A 16,192-nucleotide genomic window follows, 5' to 3' on the forward strand; every position below is an offset into this window, starting at 1 on the left:
CGATCGGTCCTTCGTTCGCGGCTATCGTGCGCGGCGTGAGCGAACCCGGCTGGCTGGACGACACCCGCACCTCCTACGACACGGTGGCGTCCAGCTATGCCGACCTGCTGCGCGACGCCCTGGCGAACGAGCCGTTCCAGCGCGGCATCCTTGCGCTCTTCGCCGAGCTGGTCCGGGCGCGGGGGAGCGGGCCGGTCGCGGACGTCGGCTGCGGACCGGGCCGGATCACCCGGCATCTCCACGATCTGGGCTTGAGCGCGTTCGGCATCGACCTGTCACCGGCGATGATCGACCTGGCGCGGCGCGACCACCCGGACCTCCGTTTCGAGGTGGGTTCGATGACCCGTCTCGACCTCACCGACGAGTGCCTGACCGGGTTGCTCGCCTGGTTCTCCCTCATCCACGTCCCGGACGGTGAGATGCCCGCCGTCCACCGAAGCGGGTCGCGGCCTGGCTGACCGACGCCGGCTTCACCGTCGAGGCCGAGATGACGCATCACCCCGCCCCGGACGTCGAAGGCGGCTTCGTCTTCGCCCACCGGTGAGATCAGGCCCTCGCCCTACGCTTCCGGATCCCCGGTCACGTGCGCGGCGACGGCGTCGGCCACCTGCTCGGGCGGCACGGTGGCGTCGATCAGGTGGGTGTCGGTCACCGACGCGAAAGTGGCCAGCGCCCGGGCGACATGGTCGTGCCGCCAGCCGCGCGCGCCTGCCTCGATCTGGTCGGCGTCGATGCGGGCCCGCAGCCGGTCCTCGGGGAGCGTGAGCACGACCTCGCGGACGTCGATGCCGCAGGCGCGGATGCCGCCGAGGATCTCCGCCCGGTACGCCGGGTCGAGCAGGCTCATCGGCACGATCCAGACGCCCGGGTGGTGCCGGTCCAGCCCGGTGACCGTCTGCACGACGAGGTGACGCCACAGGGGCAGGTCCTGGAAGTCGCCGGTCGGCGGGGTGACGAACGCGGTGAGCATCGAGCCGAGGAACTCGGGGTCGAACAGCCGCGCGTCCGGAAGCGACTCCGTGAGCAGCCGCGCGGTGGTCGTCTTGCCGACACCGAACGCGCCGTTGATCCAGACGATCACGCGATCATGATGCCATCACGCGGCGAAGTCGACGCCGGCGAGCGGCACGCCCCGGTACGCGGCGAGGCGCTCGGCCTGCGCGACGACCGCGTCGCGGGTGCTGCCGGTGAGCTCTCGCCACGGCTGGACCGCGACGGTGAACGACCGGCCGGACTTGCGGGGCCGCCAGGTCCCGGCCAGCTCACCGTCGGCCAGCACGGCGCCGGGGCGGCCCAGTACCGGCCACAGCTCCTTGACGCGGGCCGCGTCCGGCACGAGCGTCGCCCGGTCCTTCGCCTGGAGGAACAGATCGAACGGGCCGAGCAGGCGGGTCGTCGTGGCGTCCGCCGACGCCAGCGCCGCCTCGTCGGCGGCGAGCAGCCAGCGCGTCTCACCGTCGACGCTCACCTCGACCGCGTCGTGCGGCCAGCGGGCCTTGACCTCCTTGACCGGGGCGTCGAGGTAGTCGGCGACGTGCTTGGGCGTGGCCGGGCCGAGCAGCCGCAGGTAGGCGCGGATGAGCTCGAACCGGTCGTCGGGCGCGGCGGCCGCACGGAAGCCGCGGATGCGTTCCAGGATCGGCGGTGACGTGTCGAGCCGCAGCTCCAGGCCGGCGCGCACGGCGGCCAGCCGGAACGGCATCTCGTAGAGGTGGATCGCGTTGCACGGCCGGCAGAACCGCAGGTAGGGCTCCGGCATCACCTCGGCGAGCCGCCCGGAGACCGCGCCCTTGACCGTCGGCGTGCGGACGATCTCCCGCATCCGCGCGGCCACCTCGTCGAGCGCGGCGACGATGCCGATGCCGGCCGCCTTCAACGGCTTCGCCGCGTCGTAGATGCGCTTGCCCGCGTCGGCGTCGGAGAACGGCTCGACCGCGGCGGCCACCACGCCCACGTCGGCACGGCGGTAGAGGTGCGGGGCGCCGCGTACGGTCCAGAGCAGGACCAGGTCGTCACCGGTCAGCGGGGCCACGTCGACGCCGCGCGTGGCGAGCGCCCACCGGCCGCCGTCGGGACCGGTGTCCTGCACGCCGATGTCGAGCACAGCGGTGTCGGCGAGCGAGCCCCGCGCCCGGTCGAGCTGCTGAGCGCGGATGCGGAAGGCCAGCACCTGACGCCTGTCGATCATCGCCACAGCGTAGGCGGCAGCACCGACATGTCCGGCGCGGAGCGCCGACCGGCGTGGCCGCGTGCGGTCAGCGGGCGGCGCGCGGCGCGGGGTCCGTCCGCCGGTCCGGGCCGGAGCGCTTGAGCAGGAACACGCCGCCGCCGATGAACAGGACGCTGAGCACGATCCCGACCAGGTTGCCGTCGGCGAGCGTGGCGAAGATGCCGAGCAGGCCGAAGATGACGGCCACGCCGCCGACCAGGCGCATGAGGTAACGACCGACTGACTTGCCCCGTGAATCCACCATGTACGCCCGTCTGCCCCCGCCGCCGCGCCGGCAAACGGGCGGATCGGGTCAGCGAGCCGCGAGCAGCCGTTCGCGGACCTCGCGGCGCAGGATCTTGCCGATCTGGGAGTACGGCAGTTCGTCGACCACAACGACCCGGCGGGGCACCTTGTAGCCGGCCAGGTGGGTGCGGCACGACGTCCGGATCGACTCCGGGGTGGCGGCCACCGCCGGGTCGACAACCACGGCGGCGACGACCTCCTCGCCGTCGTCGGTGGGCATGCCCACGGCGGCGGCCTCGCGTACGCCGGGGACGCGGCGCAGCGCCTCCTCCACCTCGGACGGGTAGACGTTGAAGCCGCCGGTGATGATCAGCTCCTTGATCCGGTCCACCACCGTCACGAAGCCGTCGGCGTCCATGATGACGATGTCTCCGGTACGCATCCAGCCGCCCGGCAGCAGCACCTTGGCCGTCTCCTCGGGCCGGTGCCAGTAGCCGGTGAACACCTGCGGCCCGCGGACCAGCAGCTCACCGGCCTCGCCCGGGGCTCGGTCCCGGGACGGGTCCTCCGGGTCGACGATGCGGACGTCGGTGGAGGGGAACGGCACGCCCACGGTGCCCGGCCGGCGGGTGGGGGCGACCGGGTTGCCCACGGTGATCGGGGACGTCTCGGTCATCCCGTACCCCTCGACCAGCAGGCCGCCGGTCACCTGCTCCCACAGCTCCACGGTGGCCGGTGGCAGCGACATCGCGCCGGAGATCGCGTACCGGATGGAGGTGAGGTCGACGCCGCGTTCGCGCGCGGCGGCGGCCAGCTTCGCGTAGACCGGCGGTACCGCGGGCAGGAACGTCGGCGGGCGGCGACGGACCGCGTCGAGCACCTGGTCGGCGTCGAAGCGGGGGAACAGCACCAGCGTCGCGCCGATGCTCACCGCGAAGGTGAGGCAGAGCGTCAGGCCGTAGGCGTGGAACAGCGGCAGCACCGCGTAGATGGTCTCCGCGCCGTCGCGCAGGCCCGGCACCCAGGCCCGGCCCTGCGCGGCGTTGGCGCGCAGGTTGCGGTGGGTCAGCACCGCGCCCTTCGGCTCGCCGGTGGTGCCACCCGTGTACTGGAGCAGCGCCACGTCCCCGGCCTCGGGCGCGGGATGCCCGGCGGGCAGCGGCCCGGCGGCGGCGACCAGCTCCGACCAGGGCAGCGCGCCGGGCGCGGGGGCGGTCATCGCGGCCCGCGCGGCGCGGACCTTCGGCAGCGGCACCCGCAGCGCCCACCGCTTGAGCCGCGGCAGCGCCGCGGTCAGGTCGACCGCCACCACGGTACGCACGGCGCCGCGTCCCGCCACCAGCGGCGCGACCTTGTCCCACACGATCGCGACCGTGGCGCCGTGGTCGGTGAGCTGGCGGTCCAGTTCGTCGGCCGTGTAGAGCGGGTTGTGCTCGACGACCACCGCGCCGAGGCGCAGCACGGCGTAGAACGCGACCACGTGCTGCGGGCAGTTCGGCAGCACCAGCGCCACCCGGTCGCCCGGGCCGACGCCGAGCCGGCGCAGCGCCTCGGCGGCGCGGGCCACCTGGTCGGCCAGCTCGGTGAACGTGGTGGTGGCGCCGTAGAAGTCGAGCGCGACCTGGGGCCCGAACCGTCCGGCCGCCTCGGTCAGCAGGTCGACGAGCGAGCCGTCCGGCTCGGCGATCTCGGCCGGTACGCCGGGTGCGTAGCTGCGGGTCCAGGGTCGCTGGGCGGTCGCGTCCATCGCCGTTACTCCTCGTCGCGCGGTTGACGCCCCCAGCCTAACTTGACCGCCCGGTAACCTACGCTCACGTAGGTTGCCGGGTCGGTCACATCCGCCGCAGGTCAGCGGCGGCGGGTCGAATGCTGGTGCACCACCCGCCGGCCCTTCACGATCCCGAAGATGATGACCGCGGCGAGCGCGATCACGCCGATGATGACGAGCCAGCGGACCGCCTCCAGCAGCAGCCCGAGCAGGATGAGCACCCCGGCGACCACGCCGACCACCCAGAGCAACGCGCGCATGTCCCAGCCTCCCGTCGTACGGTCGGCCGCCCGCTTTCCCGCTGGACCGGCGGGCATGCCGCCGCCTGGTGGATCAGTGCCGGGCCACGTACACGGTGTTCGCCGCCTCCCGGCCCTGCAACGGGTTCGGGAACCGGACGACGTGCGCCACCGAGGTCGGGAACACCTCGGTGAGCGTGCGCTGGAACGCCGGATCCGGTGGGTCGTTCGACCACAGCGCGAAGACGCCCTCCGGGTGCAGCAGCGCGGCCAGCCGCCGCAGCCCGTCGACCGTGTAGAACGGGGCGTGGCTGGGGTGCAGCACCTGGCGGGGGGAGTGGTCCACGTCCAGCAGCACCGCGTGGAAGCGGCGGCCGGGCTCGTCCGGGTCGAGACCGTCGCCGGCCATCGCGGCGAAGAAGTCCGCCCGGACGAACCGGGTACGCGGATCGGTGGCCAGCCCGGCGGCGAACGGCAGCAGATCCCGCCGGTGCCAGTCGATCACGTCCTCGATCGCCTCGACCACCACCAGCGAGCGCACCCGGGGATCCTCCAGCGCGGTACGCGCGGTGTAGCCGAGGCCGAGCCCGCCGACCACCACGTCCAGCGCGTCACCGGTGAGCGGGGCCAGCCCGAGCCGGGCCAGTTCGATCTCCGCGACCGGGAAAGCGCTGGACATGAGGTACTCGTCGTCGAGCTTCACCTCGTAGACCTCGGAGTCCAGTGCCGGGTCGCGGCGCCGCCGCAGGCTGATCTCGCCGATCGGCGTCTCCCGCCAGGCCAGTTCCTCGAAACGCGCGCCCACCCGGTGTCCTCTCCGCTGATCCGTCCCCGGATGCTACCGGCCGGTCCCGGCCCCGGCCCGGCGAAACGGCGGCGGACGGCGGTCAGTCGGCGGGGCGGGTGGCGACCACCACCGTGTCCAGCGCGTCGACGCTCCCGCCGTCGGTGCCCGGGACCGGCCGGCGGGTCGTCTCGGCCCGCTGCACGCGCAGCCCGGCCAGCCCGTCGACCACCGACTCCGGCGTGAGCAGCACGTCCGGGTCCTGCGGGCCGCCGATGCCGCCGGAGAGGTTGGCCAGGTCGTGGCCCACCACCACGAGCGTGCCGCCGGGGCGCAGCGCGGACTTCGCCGCGGCGAGCACCCCGGCGAACTCCGGCGCGGGCAGGTGCAGGTAGCTGATCAGCACCAGGTCGTAGCTGTTCGGCACCGGCCGGTACGCGGTCACGTCCGCGATCCGCCAGTCGACTGTGACGCCCCGCGCGGCGGCCAGCTCCCGCCCCCGGTCGACGGCCACCGCGGAGAAGTCCACCGCGTTGACCCGCCAGCCCAGACCGGCCAGCCAGACCGCGTTGCGGCCCTCGCCGGCGGCGATGTCCAGCGCTGACCCGGGAGTCAGCCCGGTGACCGACTCGACCACAAAGCGGTTGGGCTCAGCGCTCCACACCAGTCCGGGCGTGTCGGCGTACCGGCTGTCCCAGGCGCTGCTGTCCACTGTGTCCCCTCCTCCGGCGGCCCCACACCGCCACGGTGACCGTACCGGCCACGGCAAGCGCTCCCACGGCGAGTCCCCACACCGGCGGCAACTGCTGCGCGAGCACGAACACGCCCATCACCACGACGAACCAGCCGAACACCCGGCGCAGCAGGTCGGCCGGGATCCGGCCGGCGAGCCGGCCACCGAGCAGGCTGCCGACGACGGCGGCGGCGGTGACCCCGGCGGCCAGACCCCAGTGGATCTGCACGCTGGACAGGTAGCCGGCCAGGCCGGCGAACGACTTCATCGCGATGACGACCAGCGAGGTGCCTACCGCTACCGGCATCGGCAACCCGCCCAGCAGGGCCAGGGCCGGTACGACCAGGAAGCCGCCGCCGGCGCCGACCAGGCCGGTGACCAGGCCGACGACCACGCCGTCCCCGACCACCCGCAGCATCGGCAGCTCGTGCGGCACCGGGCGGCCCTCGGTGGACCGGCGGCCCCGCAGCATCGCGACCGCGGTGGCGAGCATCATCAGCGCGAACCCGGTCAGCAGGACGCCGGCCGGGACGAACTCGGCCAGCCGGCCGCCCGCGTACGCGCCGGTCATCCCGGCCACACCGAAGATGAGCCCGGTACGCCAGCGGACCCGGTTCGCCCGGGCGTGCGGCAGTACGGCGACGGCACTGGTCACGCCGACGACGAGCAGCGAGGTGGCGATCGCCTCCTTGGCGGGCAGATCGGCGACGTAGACCAGCAGCGGCACGGCGAGGATCGACCCGCCGCCGCCGAGCAGGCCCAGCGTCACGCCGATCAGCACCGCGCCGGCCAGCGTCAGGACGAGAGTCGTCACTTGCGGCTCCCGTCCCGCAACTGCCCGACGATCGTGTCCAGGTCGCAGCTCGCGCCGCGGTTGTACGGCAGCTTGCTCAGCAGCATGCCCATGGCGCAGGTGTTGGTGAGCGCGGCGAACGTGAGGCCCGCGCCGATGAACGCGGCGACCCACTTCAGGCCGGGGACGAACACCGAACCGACGATCGCGGCGAGCACGATCGAGCCGGCGACGAGGCGTACCTGGCGCTCCAGGTCCCAGCGCGGCCGGCCCTGGTTGACCGGGGCGTTCGTGGCCTGCCAGGCCAGCATGCCGCCGTCGAGCACCTTCACGTTGGGCAGGCCGACGGTGCCGAGCGCCTGACCGGCCTGGCTCGCCCGGACACCGGAGCGGCAGATCAGCACCACGTCCTCGTCCAGGTGGCTGCGCAGCTCCGCGCGGTGCTCCCGGAGCAGGTCCAGCGGCACGTTGTACGCGCCGGGGATGTGCGCCGCCTCGAACTCACCGGGCGTGCGCACGTCGAGCATCCGGGGCGTACGGCCGGCGGCGATCAGCTCGCGCAGGGTCGCTGCGTCGATGGTGGTGGGGGTGGTCGTGGTCATGCTTCGGTCTCCTTCAGCGGGTGTTTTCGGGCAGGGTCGGGCGCCGGCCGGCGCAGGGGCACGCCGGCCGGGCGCTCGGGGAGAGGTCAGGCGGTGGGCGTCATGCGTACGCCGGCCGCCTCGGCCCGGCCGTACGAGTCGTCGATCAGCACCACGTCACGGCCGGCGTTGGCGAGCAGGGACGCGGCGGCGGTGGCCCGGTAGCCGGAGCCGCAGTGCACCCAGACGGTCCCGGCGGGGATGTCGGCGAGGCGCTTCGGCACGTCCGGCAACGGCACGTGCACCGCACCGTCGATGTGTCCGGCCTTCCACTCGTTCGTCATCCGCACGTCGAGGACGACCTGCGGCGCGGGCAGTCCGGCCGGGGTCTTCCCGGCCTGCGCGGCGGCGAGCGCGGCGAAGTCGGCCACCGCCATCTCCCGCAGCTGCGACGGGTCCGTGGTCCACTGCTCGGGCTCGCCGGTGGCCTGGGCGGCCGGGCGGTCGATGCCGATGCGGACCAGTTCCCGCTGGGCATCGGCGACCTGCTCCGGGGTCTGCGCCAGGAACGTGATCGGCACGCCCCAGTCGATCAGCCAGCCGAGCCACGTCGACATCGGCCCGTCCAGGCCGAGGCTGACGGTGCCGGCCAGGTGCGAGGCCGCGTACGCCTTGCGGTGGCGCAGGTCGACCACCCACTCGCCGGCGGCGATACGACGGCGCAGCTCGCCGGCGTCGGCGCGGGCCACCGGCGTGAGGTCGACCGGGGCAGGACCGGCGGCGTTGGCGACGCCCATGTGGGCGTAGTACGCCGGGTAGGCGTCCAGCCCGGCCAGCGTCTCGGTGACGAACTGGTCGGCGGCCAGCCGCAGCACCGGGTTGGCCTCCTTCTCCCGGCCGATCGTCGACTCGGGGGCGTCGGCCTGGCTGGCCGAGCAGAAGCTGCCGAAGCCGTGCGTGGGCCAGACCTGCGCGCCGTCGGGCAGCAGGTCGGCCAGCTTGCGCGCGGAGGCGTACTGGTGGTGCGCCAGCTCGTGGGCGTACTGCTGGCCGAGCAGGTCGGTACGGCCGGTGGTGCCGAACAGCAGCGAGCCGCCGGTGAACACGCCGGCCGCCGTCCAGCCGCCGTCGGTGGCCTCGTCGAGTGCGTACGACAGGTGGTGGAACGTGTGACCCGGGGTGCCGATCACCCGCAGCCGCATGGTGTCCGACACCGGCACGGTGTCGCCGTCGGCGGCCGGGGTCCGGTCGAACTCGACCGTGTCGGCGGCGGCCACCAGGTACTGCGCGCCGGTGATCCGGGCCAGCTCCAGGCCGCCGGAGACGTAGTCGTTGTGAATGTGCGTCTCCACCACGTGGGTGATCCGTACGCCCTTGTGGCCGGCCAGGTACAGGACGCGGTCGATGTCGCGCTGCGGGTCGACCACGATCGCCACCCGGCCGTCTGAGGCGAGGTAGCTGCGGTCGCCGAGCGAGGAGGTCGCGATGACGGACACGTCGAGAGTCATGCCGTTTCCTCTCATTGCCTATATACCCCCGGGGGTATGCGTCGGACAGTCTGCGGCCTGGGTTCTCCAGGCAGGTGTTTACCCGCCCGCGTCGCGGTCACACGGCGCGGACGGGGCTCAGTCGGTCAGGCGGGTGCCGTCAGGCCAGCGACAGGAAGAGCTTCTCCAGCTCCTCCTCGGTCATCTCCGGCTCCTCGCCCGCCTGGCGGGCAGCGTCGCAGTAGCGCATGCCGGAGGCGATGATCTTGAAGCCGGCCCGGTCGATGGCCTTGGAGACCGCGGCGAGCTGGGTCAGCGCGGCGCGGCAGTCCTCACCGTTCTCCATCATCTCGATGACGGCGTTGAGCTGCCCCCGGGCCCGCTTGAGCCGGGTCAGCGCCTCGCCTGTCATCTCCGGTCGAAGATTCACGTCGTACCTCCTGCGCTCGAAGATACCCCAGGGGGTACCTGTGCCGCCACCCGTCAGGCGGTCTTGGTCCGGACCTCGTCCATGTCGAGGTCACGCACGGCCCGGATCAGATCCTCCAGCCCGGCCGTCGGCAGGGCGCCCGGCTGGGCGAACACCAGCACGCCGTCCCGGAACGCCATCAGTGTCGGGATCGACCGGATCTGGGCGGCCGCCGCGAGGGCCGGCTCGGCCTCGGTGTCGACCTTGCCGAAGACGATGTCCGGGTGCTGCTCGCTGGACTTCTCGTAGACCGGCGCGAACGCCCGGCAGGGGCCGCACCAGCCGGCCCAGAAGTCGACCAGGACGATGCCGTCCCGGTTGACCGTCTCTGCGAAGTCGGTGGTGGTCAACGCCACGCTGGCCATCGGTACCTCCGTCGGTTCGGGTTCCGCCATGTGTAACACACCCCCGGGGGTATCCATTCCGGGCGGGTGGTCCTGGCCGCCTTGATCGACGCCTGGCTTGACGGGTCCTGGCCGCCTTGATCGACTCCAGTTCGGGGAGGTGGTGGGGTCCGGGGCGGTGTGATGCAGGCCACCTCGGCGTACTGGCGCCGGGTTGAGGCGAGGGATTGAGGCGAGGGCGCGACTGTGGCGGTGTTCGTGCGAAGTGGGCGGGCGGCACATCGCGTGGTGCGCGTCGGTGAGCGTGCCCAGCGGACCGGCCGACCCGGTGCGCTTGATCGACTCCAGTTCGGGGAAGTGGTGGGGTCCGGGGCGGTGGGATGCAGCCACCTCGGCGTACTGGCGGAGCGGGGGACGACGAAGGGGCGGTGAGGGACACGCAGGGTCGCCGGGGCATCGACGGAGCGCTTATCCTGTGCGCCGACCATCCCGGCGGGAAGGGACACGATGGCGTCGCGGCAGGACCAGCTGCACTCGTACCAGTTCACCGTCCAGCGGGCGGTCGCCGCGCTCGTCATGCGGGAGACGGACCCGCCGCAGTCCCCGTTCCGCCGGCTGGCCGGCGCCGGTCTGGCCAGCGTCCTGGTCGCCGCGATCGCGCTCGGCGGCGTCGCCCTCTACGGCCTGTTCACCGGCGGCGGTGACTCGTGGCGCGAGACCGGCGCGGTGATCGTGGAGAAGGAGTCGGGCGCGCGGTTCGTCTACCGGGACGAGAAGCTGCACCCGGTGTTGAACTACGCCTCCGCGCTGCTGATCATCGGGGCGGAGCAGCCGAAGACGGTGCTTGTCGGCCGCCGCGCCATCGAGGGAGTGCCGCGCGGCCTGCCGCTGGGCATCGCCGACGCGCCGGACTCGCTGCCCGTGTCGAACCGGCTCGTCCGCGACGCCTGGACGCTCTGCTCGGTGCCGGGCGACGACACGGGGCGCGGGGAGGCCGTGCGCGGCGCGCCCCGGTCGGTGCTGCTGATCGGGCGGCAGGCCACCGGCGGCCGGGCGCTCGGCGACCAGGGGCTGCTGGCACGGCACCCGGACGGCGGCCTGCACCTGCTCTGGCACGACCGGCGCTACCTGCTGCGCGACACCGACCGGGTGCTCGCCGCGCTGGCCGCCACCCGGGAACGGGCGGTGCCGGTCGCGGCGGCGCTGCTCAACACGCTGCCGGCCGGCGCCGACCTGGCCCCGCCGCCGGTGGACGACCTCGGTGAGCCGTCCGAGCGGGTCACCGGCGCGAGCGTGGGTGACGTGTACCTGGTGCGCAACTCCGGTGGCGGGCGGCAGTACGCGGTGGCGCAGCGCGGCGGGCTGGCCGGTATCACCGAGTTGCAGGCGGCGCTGCTGCTGGCCCGCACCGGCCAGGGGGAGCCCGAACCGATCACGCTCGGCCGGTTCGCCGCACTGCCGAAGCTGCCCGGTCTGGTGCCCGGCGGACCGACCGCGCCGCCCGCCGTGCCGCCCCGGCTGGCCGCCGCCGAGAACGGTGCGGTCTGCGCGCTGGCCGGGGACGACGCCGGCGTACGCGAGATCCGCGTCGGCGTCACCGCGCCGGACCTCGCCGCCGCCACGCGGACGCCCGGCGGCCGGGCCGGGCTCGCCGACGAGGTGGTGGTGGAGCCGGGACGTGGCGCGCTGGTGGAGGCGGTGTCCGCGCCGGGCGCCACTGGCGGCACGGTCTGCGTGGTCACCGACCTGGGCCGGCGGTATGCGCTGACCGGCGCTGACGTGCCGGGCATGCTCGGCTACGCCGGGGTGCGTCCGGCGCGGCTGCCGGCGGGCCTGGTGGACCTCCTGCCGGCGGGCAGCCCGCTCGACCCGGAGGCCGCCCGAACTGTCGCCGCACCCGCCTGACCGGCCCGGCGGCGGGCGTCCGCCTCGGCCGCACAGTGGCCGCCCTCGCCGACCGCCGTGGCCAGCCCGTCCGGCAGCGCGCGCAGCCAGCCGGCGGGCGAGCCCGCCACGGCCCGTCAGGTGGGGGAGCGGGTCAGTCGGCGGGGCGGCGCAGCACGGTGACCGCGAAGTCGGCGTCGTCGCGCCACGGCCGCAGGTCCCAGGTGGCGAAGCGGTGCTCGGGGCGCAGCCCGGCGGCGACCGCGTCGGCGTCCAGCTCGGCCACCGGGTAGCCGCGGTCGGTGGCGAAGCCGACTACGACCAGGCCGTCCGGCCGGACGTGCGCGGCGACGCGGGCCAGCACGTCGCGTTCCGTGCCGGGGGCGACGAAGACCATCACGTTGCCGGCCAGCACCGCGGCGTCGAACGGCTCGGCCTCACCCTGGGCGGCCAGATCCAGCTCGGCCAGGTCGGCGACCAGGAAGCGGGGACCCTGATGGTCGGCGCGGGCCGCCTCGACCAGCGTCGGGTCGGCGTCCACGCCCACGGCGGTGTGCCCGCGCGCGGCGAGCGCGGCGGCGACCCGGCCGGTGCCGCAGCCGGCGTCCAGGACGCGTGCGCCCGGCGGTACGAGCGCGTCCAGCAGCCGCGCCTCACCGGCCAGGTCGGCGCCCTCGGCGGCGAGCTGACGGAACCGGTCCACGTACCACTGCGAGTGGCCGGGATTCGTGTCGGTCACCCAGCGGGTCGGCTTGCCCATGAGGCCACCGTAGCTGATCTTGTGGCGGCGGGTCAGGCGAGCGCCAGGAACGTGCCGGCGGCGAGCGGCCCGCCGAGCGCGACGCCGGCCAGCACCTGCGGCCAGGTGTGGTCGTCGAGCCGTACCCGGGACCAGCCGACGGCCGCGACGAGCACCCAGCCGAGGTTCGCGGCCGGGCCGGCCAGCGGCACAAGCACGGCGACCGTGGCGGCGGCGACCGCCGCGTGGATGCTCAGCTTCCACCAGTGGTTCACCAGCGCGCAGGCCGCGCCGACCACGAAGATCACCACGATCACGGCGAACAGTTCGGCCGGCGCGCGGACCGCCGCCAGCAGCAGCACCCCGGCCGCGACCGAGGCCAGCCCGATCGACAGCGGCCGGGCGCGCTGGGTGCGGTCGCCGACGTGCCGGTCGGTGAGGCGACCCCGGCGGACGCCGTGCGCGAGCACGCCGATCGGGATGACGGCGCAGAACGTCAGCGCGATGCCGCCCCAGAGCAGGAACTGGCCCGCCGAGCGGCTGACCCGGGCGGCGGCGATCAGCGGCAGCGCCGTGACCAGGACGGTCGGGGCGAGCGCCTCGGTGAGCAGCCGGGCCGCCCGCGCGCCGGCCCGGCGCTCCCGTGATGCTCGCACCCGATCATCCTGGCACGGACGCTCAGCCCTTCTCTGCCCCGCTGGTGAGTCCCTCGGTGAGCAGGCGTTCCCCGGCGAAGAACAGCACCACGATCGGCAGCGTGAGGATGACCGAGCCGGCCATCAGCGCCGTCTTGGGCACCTCGACGCCGTCGGCGAGCAGCGACAGGCCCAGCGACACGGTCCACCGGTCCGGCCGGTCGACCATGAACAGCAGCGCGAACAGGTACTCGTTCCAGGCGATCATGAAGTCGTACAGCGCGACGGCCATCACCGAGGGCGCCGCGAGGGGCAGGCTGACCCGGCGGATGATGCCGAGCCAGCCCGCGCCGTCGATCGCCGCCGACTCCTCGAGGCTGACCGGAATCGTCTCGAAGTAGTTCTTCAGCATGTAGACCGACACCGGCAGCGTCTGCGAGATGTAGACGAGCACCAGGCCGGTCAGCGACCCGCGCAGCCCGGCCCGGGTGAAGACCACGAACAGCGGGATCGCGATGACGATCGACGGGAACAGGTAGACCGCCAGGAACAGCGCGCTGACCTGCCGGCGGCCGAAGAACCGCAGGCGGGACACCGCGTACGCGCCGGGAATGGCGATCACCAGGGTGAGCGCGGTGGCGGCGAGCGCCACCAGGCCGCTGTTGCGGATGAACGTGAGGAAGCCCTGGCCGCCGTCGGAGACGGACTTCAGCACCTCGGCGTACGTGGCGACGGTCAGCTCGCCGAACGGCACCCAGAGCGAGCCGGGTTCGAGCAGCAGGCGTTCGATCGGGCGTACCGACAGCACCAGCATGTACCAGAACGGCAGCAGCGTGACCACCAGGAACCCGGCGATCACCAGCCGGCGCAGCCAGCGCAGGCTGACCGTCTCGATCCGGTCCCGATCCATCACGCCTCCCGTCGCGCGCCGAAGAAGCGCAGGTAGATCGCCACGAACACGAGCAGCACCACGGCGAGCACGACGGCCTGGGCGGCGGCCGCGCCGATGTCGGTGCGGGCGGTGAGGAACTGGTAGACCCGGACGCTCACCACCTCGGTGCCGGCGGCGCCGCCGGTGAGCAGGTAGACGTCGTCGAACTTGTTGAACGTCATGATGAAGCGGAGCACGCCGATGAGCGCGATCACCGGCATGAGCTGCGGCAGCAGGATGTGCCGGAACCGCTGGGTGGGTGTCGCCCCGTCGACCCGAGCGGCCTCCTCCAGCTCGCCGGGCACCGCCTGGAGCCGCGCGAGCAGGAACAGGAACGCGAACGGGAAGTAGCGCCACGCCTCGAACGTGATCACCGTCCACAGCGCGGTGGACTCCTGGGACAGGAACGGCACCGGCTGGTCCCAGCCGAGGAAGCGCCGCCCCCAGTCGTTGACGATGCCGAGCTGCGGGTCCAGCATCACCTGCCAGACGAACGTCATGGCGACCACCGGCGCCACGTACGGCAGCAGCATCGACGCGCGGACCAGGGTGCGGCCCCGGAACGGCCCGCGTACCGCGAGCGCCGCCGCCAGGCCGACCACTATCGAACCCGCGGTGCCGCCGACGCTGTAGAGCACAGTGGTCCAGAGCGTGTCGGCGAACCCGGGGGTGTGCAGCACCCGGTCGATGTTGTCCAGCGTCAGCTCGCCGAACAGGCCGGTCTTGCGCAGTGTCGCCAGGCGTACCCGCTGGAAGGCCAGCACCACGGTCCAGACGATGGGTATGCCGATCACCGCGACCACGACGAGCAGGGTCGGGCTGACCAGCGCGAGCCCGGCGCGGGACTCGCGGCGGCGCAGCGTCAGCGGACGTCGGCCGGGTCGGCGGGGTCGCTCCGGTGCGGGAGAGCGGCCGGCCTCCGGCGCGGTGGTGGTCAATTGACGCCCTTGGCTATCGCCTCGACGTCCTTGCGGGCGCGTTCGGCGGCGGCGCGGGCGTCGGACCTGCCGCCGACGACATCGGCGAGCGCCTTGGGCACTGGTAGCTCACCGAGGATGGCGCCGACGAGCTTGCCCTGGTTCTCGGTCAGGCCCCAGCGCTGGAACGTGTCCGGGCTCTTCCGCAGGGTGGCGAGCACGTCCTCGCCGTAGACCTCGGACAGCGGCTTCTTGGTGTCCACGCCGGCCGGGCTGGTGTTCCAGGCTGTGCGGAACTTCTGCTTGTCCTCCGGCGTGCCGGTGCGCACCGGGAAGCGCCCCTCGGGGGACATGCCGAACCAGCGCGGGTAGCCGTCGGAGAGCATGTACTCCACGAACGACTTCGCCGGGTCGACCGCGCCGTCGAGCACGGCCCAGGAGCTGACCTCGCCGTACTGGGCCGGTTCGGTGCCGTTCGGGCCCTTGATCGCGGTGACGAAGCCGCTGTTCTTGGCCAGCCACGCCGGGTCGGACTGGCACTGCGGGCAGGTGGGCCGGGCGTCGGCACGCAGCCCGGCCAGCTCGTCGAGGATGAACGGCGACCAGATCAGCATGGCCGCCTTGCCGGCGAAGTAGGTGGCCCGGGTGGTGTCGACGTCCTGGGCGCCCTTCACCGAATTGTTCCGCATCAGGTCGCCGTAGAAGCGGAACGCCTCGACGCACTCGGGGGAGTCGAGCGTGACCTTCCCGGAGTCGTCGGTGAGCCGGCAGTTGTTCGCCAGCGCCAGGTGCTCGAACGTCTGCTGGGTGAACACGTCGCCGGGAGAGGTGGCCGCGGTGATACCGGCGACGCCGCCGGTGTTCAGCTTCGCCGCCGCGGCGGCGATCTTCTCGTACGTGTCGGGCGCCGGCAGGCCGGCGGCGGCGAACAGGTCCTTGCGGTAGACGAGCAGCTGACCCCACCCGTCGCTGGGTACGGCGAGCTGCTTGCCGCCGTCGCTGGTGAGTTCCAGCGCGCGGGGCGTGAACGTGTCCTTGCCGAGCCGGTCGACGACAGTGCCGTTGGCGTCGACGTCGAGGAGTTCGTTGGCGGACAGCGTCCGCACCCCGGCCAGGGAGACCGAGCCGACCACGTCGGGCAGGTCGCCGGCGGCGGCGCTGGAGGCGATGAGGGACGGGAACTGGTCCTCGTTGACGGTGACCAGGTTGACCTTGACGCCGGTCCTGGCGGTGTAGTCGGCGATGATCGCCTTGGTGGCGGCGACGCGGTCCGCCACGTCTTCCAGGCTCCAGACAGTGATCTGCGAACTGTCGGATTTCTGCCCGTCGTCGCTGCATGCGGCCACGCCGGTCCCGGCCAGTGCCAGGATCAGGCCTAGTGCGAGCCGCCGTGTGGAGGGTGATGACATCGGTGGCACTCCTCTCGAAAGAGT

19 protein-coding genes are annotated in these 16,192 nt (G+C 73.4%); 2 read left to right on the top strand and 17 right to left on the bottom strand.

The genetic code is table 11. From position 1 onward, the window contains the following. Positions 1–35: 35 nt before the first annotated feature. On the top strand, positions 36–458 hold the full coding sequence (locus tag O7611_RS11770; RefSeq protein ID WP_370584971.1) for a class I SAM-dependent methyltransferase: 423 nt from the start codon (positions 36–38) through the stop codon (positions 456–458). A gap of 101 nt (positions 459–559) precedes the next feature. On the opposite strand, the gene O7611_RS11775 is transcribed toward O7611_RS11770, so the two are convergent. The 12 genes from O7611_RS11775 to trxA all read right to left on the bottom strand — a co-directional run bounded on the left by O7611_RS11775 (position 560) and on the right by trxA (position 9,674). Next, the gene (locus O7611_RS11775; protein WP_194801745.1) at positions 560–1,081 is read right to left on the bottom strand and encodes an AAA family ATPase; all 522 of its coding nucleotides are present in this window, start codon (positions 1,079–1,081) and stop codon (positions 560–562) included. Between the two features lie 15 nt (positions 1,082–1,096). Further along, positions 1,097–2,188 (bottom strand): DNA glycosylase AlkZ-like family protein, encoded by a 1,092-nt coding sequence (locus tag O7611_RS11780; RefSeq protein ID WP_269696825.1) that lies wholly within the window; start codon positions 2,186–2,188, stop codon positions 1,097–1,099. Positions 2,189–2,255: 67 nt separating this feature from the next. Then, a complete protein-coding gene (locus O7611_RS11785; protein ID WP_194801743.1) occupies positions 2,256–2,474 on the bottom strand; it encodes a hypothetical protein in 219 nt (72 codons plus the stop codon). A 48-nt stretch (positions 2,475–2,522) separates the two neighbouring features. Further along, the gene (locus O7611_RS11790; protein ID WP_269696826.1) at positions 2,523–4,202 is read right to left on the bottom strand and encodes a long-chain-fatty-acid--CoA ligase; all 1,680 of its coding nucleotides are present in this window, start codon (positions 4,200–4,202) and stop codon (positions 2,523–2,525) included. 101 nt (positions 4,203–4,303) lie between these two features. Continuing rightward, positions 4,304–4,483: a hypothetical protein gene (locus O7611_RS11795; RefSeq protein ID WP_018787202.1), complete on the bottom strand. Its 180-nt coding sequence runs from the start codon at positions 4,481–4,483 to the stop codon at positions 4,304–4,306. A 73-nt stretch (positions 4,484–4,556) separates the two neighbouring features. Next, entirely contained in the window at positions 4,557–5,267 is a 711-nt protein-coding gene (locus tag O7611_RS11800; RefSeq protein ID WP_269696827.1) for a spermidine synthase, read from the bottom strand. Between the two features lie 82 nt (positions 5,268–5,349). Then, positions 5,350–5,958 (bottom strand): class I SAM-dependent methyltransferase, encoded by a 609-nt coding sequence (locus O7611_RS11805; RefSeq protein WP_269696828.1) that lies wholly within the window; start codon positions 5,956–5,958, stop codon positions 5,350–5,352. Then, positions 5,897–6,793: a sulfite exporter TauE/SafE family protein gene (locus O7611_RS11810; protein ID WP_194801739.1), complete on the bottom strand. Its 897-nt coding sequence runs from the start codon at positions 6,791–6,793 to the stop codon at positions 5,897–5,899. The genes O7611_RS11805 and O7611_RS11810 overlap by 62 nt, the downstream gene beginning before the upstream one ends. Beyond that, the gene (locus tag O7611_RS11815; protein WP_194801738.1) at positions 6,790–7,374 is read right to left on the bottom strand and encodes a rhodanese-like domain-containing protein; all 585 of its coding nucleotides are present in this window, start codon (positions 7,372–7,374) and stop codon (positions 6,790–6,792) included. The genes O7611_RS11810 and O7611_RS11815 overlap by 4 nt, the downstream gene beginning before the upstream one ends. Before the next feature lie 86 nt (positions 7,375–7,460). After that, on the bottom strand, positions 7,461–8,861 hold the full coding sequence (locus O7611_RS11820) for an MBL fold metallo-hydrolase (RefSeq protein ID WP_194801737.1): 1,401 nt from the start codon (positions 8,859–8,861) through the stop codon (positions 7,461–7,463). A 139-nt stretch (positions 8,862–9,000) separates the two neighbouring features. Then, positions 9,001–9,270: a metal-sensitive transcriptional regulator gene (locus O7611_RS11825; protein WP_013285930.1), complete on the bottom strand. Its 270-nt coding sequence runs from the start codon at positions 9,268–9,270 to the stop codon at positions 9,001–9,003. Between the two features lie 53 nt (positions 9,271–9,323). Beyond that, a complete protein-coding gene (trxA, locus tag O7611_RS11830) occupies positions 9,324–9,674 on the bottom strand; it encodes a thioredoxin (protein WP_269696829.1) in 351 nt (116 codons plus the stop codon). Between the two features lie 486 nt (positions 9,675–10,160). Here trxA and eccB point away from each other — a divergent pair, with 486 nt between their 5' ends. Further along, entirely contained in the window at positions 10,161–11,558 is a 1,398-nt protein-coding gene (eccB, locus tag O7611_RS11835; protein ID WP_269696830.1) for a type VII secretion protein EccB, read from the top strand. 133 nt (positions 11,559–11,691) lie between these two features. Here eccB and O7611_RS11840 read toward each other — a convergent pair whose 3' ends face one another. The 5 genes from O7611_RS11840 to O7611_RS11860 are packed head-to-tail and all read right to left on the bottom strand — an operon-like array spanning position 11,692 to position 16,168. Beyond that, entirely contained in the window at positions 11,692–12,297 is a 606-nt protein-coding gene (locus O7611_RS11840; RefSeq protein ID WP_194801735.1) for a class I SAM-dependent methyltransferase, read from the bottom strand. Positions 12,298–12,329: 32 nt separating this feature from the next. Further along, complete coding sequence (locus O7611_RS11845; protein ID WP_194801734.1) at positions 12,330–12,932, bottom strand: phosphatase PAP2 family protein; 603 nt, start codon at positions 12,930–12,932, stop codon at positions 12,330–12,332. A 22-nt stretch (positions 12,933–12,954) separates the two neighbouring features. Further along, on the bottom strand, positions 12,955–13,821 hold the full coding sequence (locus tag O7611_RS11850) for a carbohydrate ABC transporter permease (RefSeq protein ID WP_269696831.1): 867 nt from the start codon (positions 13,819–13,821) through the stop codon (positions 12,955–12,957). After that, positions 13,821–14,780 carry a carbohydrate ABC transporter permease gene (locus tag O7611_RS11855; RefSeq protein ID WP_194801732.1) on the bottom strand — a complete coding sequence of 320 codons (960 nt, stop codon included), beginning with the start codon at positions 14,778–14,780 and terminating at the stop codon, positions 13,821–13,823. Before O7611_RS11855 ends, O7611_RS11850 begins: the two co-directional genes overlap by 1 nt. Continuing rightward, the gene (locus O7611_RS11860) at positions 14,777–16,168 is read right to left on the bottom strand and encodes an ABC transporter substrate-binding protein (RefSeq protein ID WP_194801731.1); all 1,392 of its coding nucleotides are present in this window, start codon (positions 16,166–16,168) and stop codon (positions 14,777–14,779) included. Before O7611_RS11860 ends, O7611_RS11855 begins: the two co-directional genes overlap by 4 nt. Positions 16,169–16,192: the final 24 nt, after the last annotated feature.

The sequence above is a fragment of the Micromonospora sp. WMMC273 genome, assembly GCF_027460285.1.
GTDB lineage: Bacteria > Actinomycetota > Actinomycetes > Mycobacteriales > Micromonosporaceae > Micromonospora > Micromonospora aurantiaca.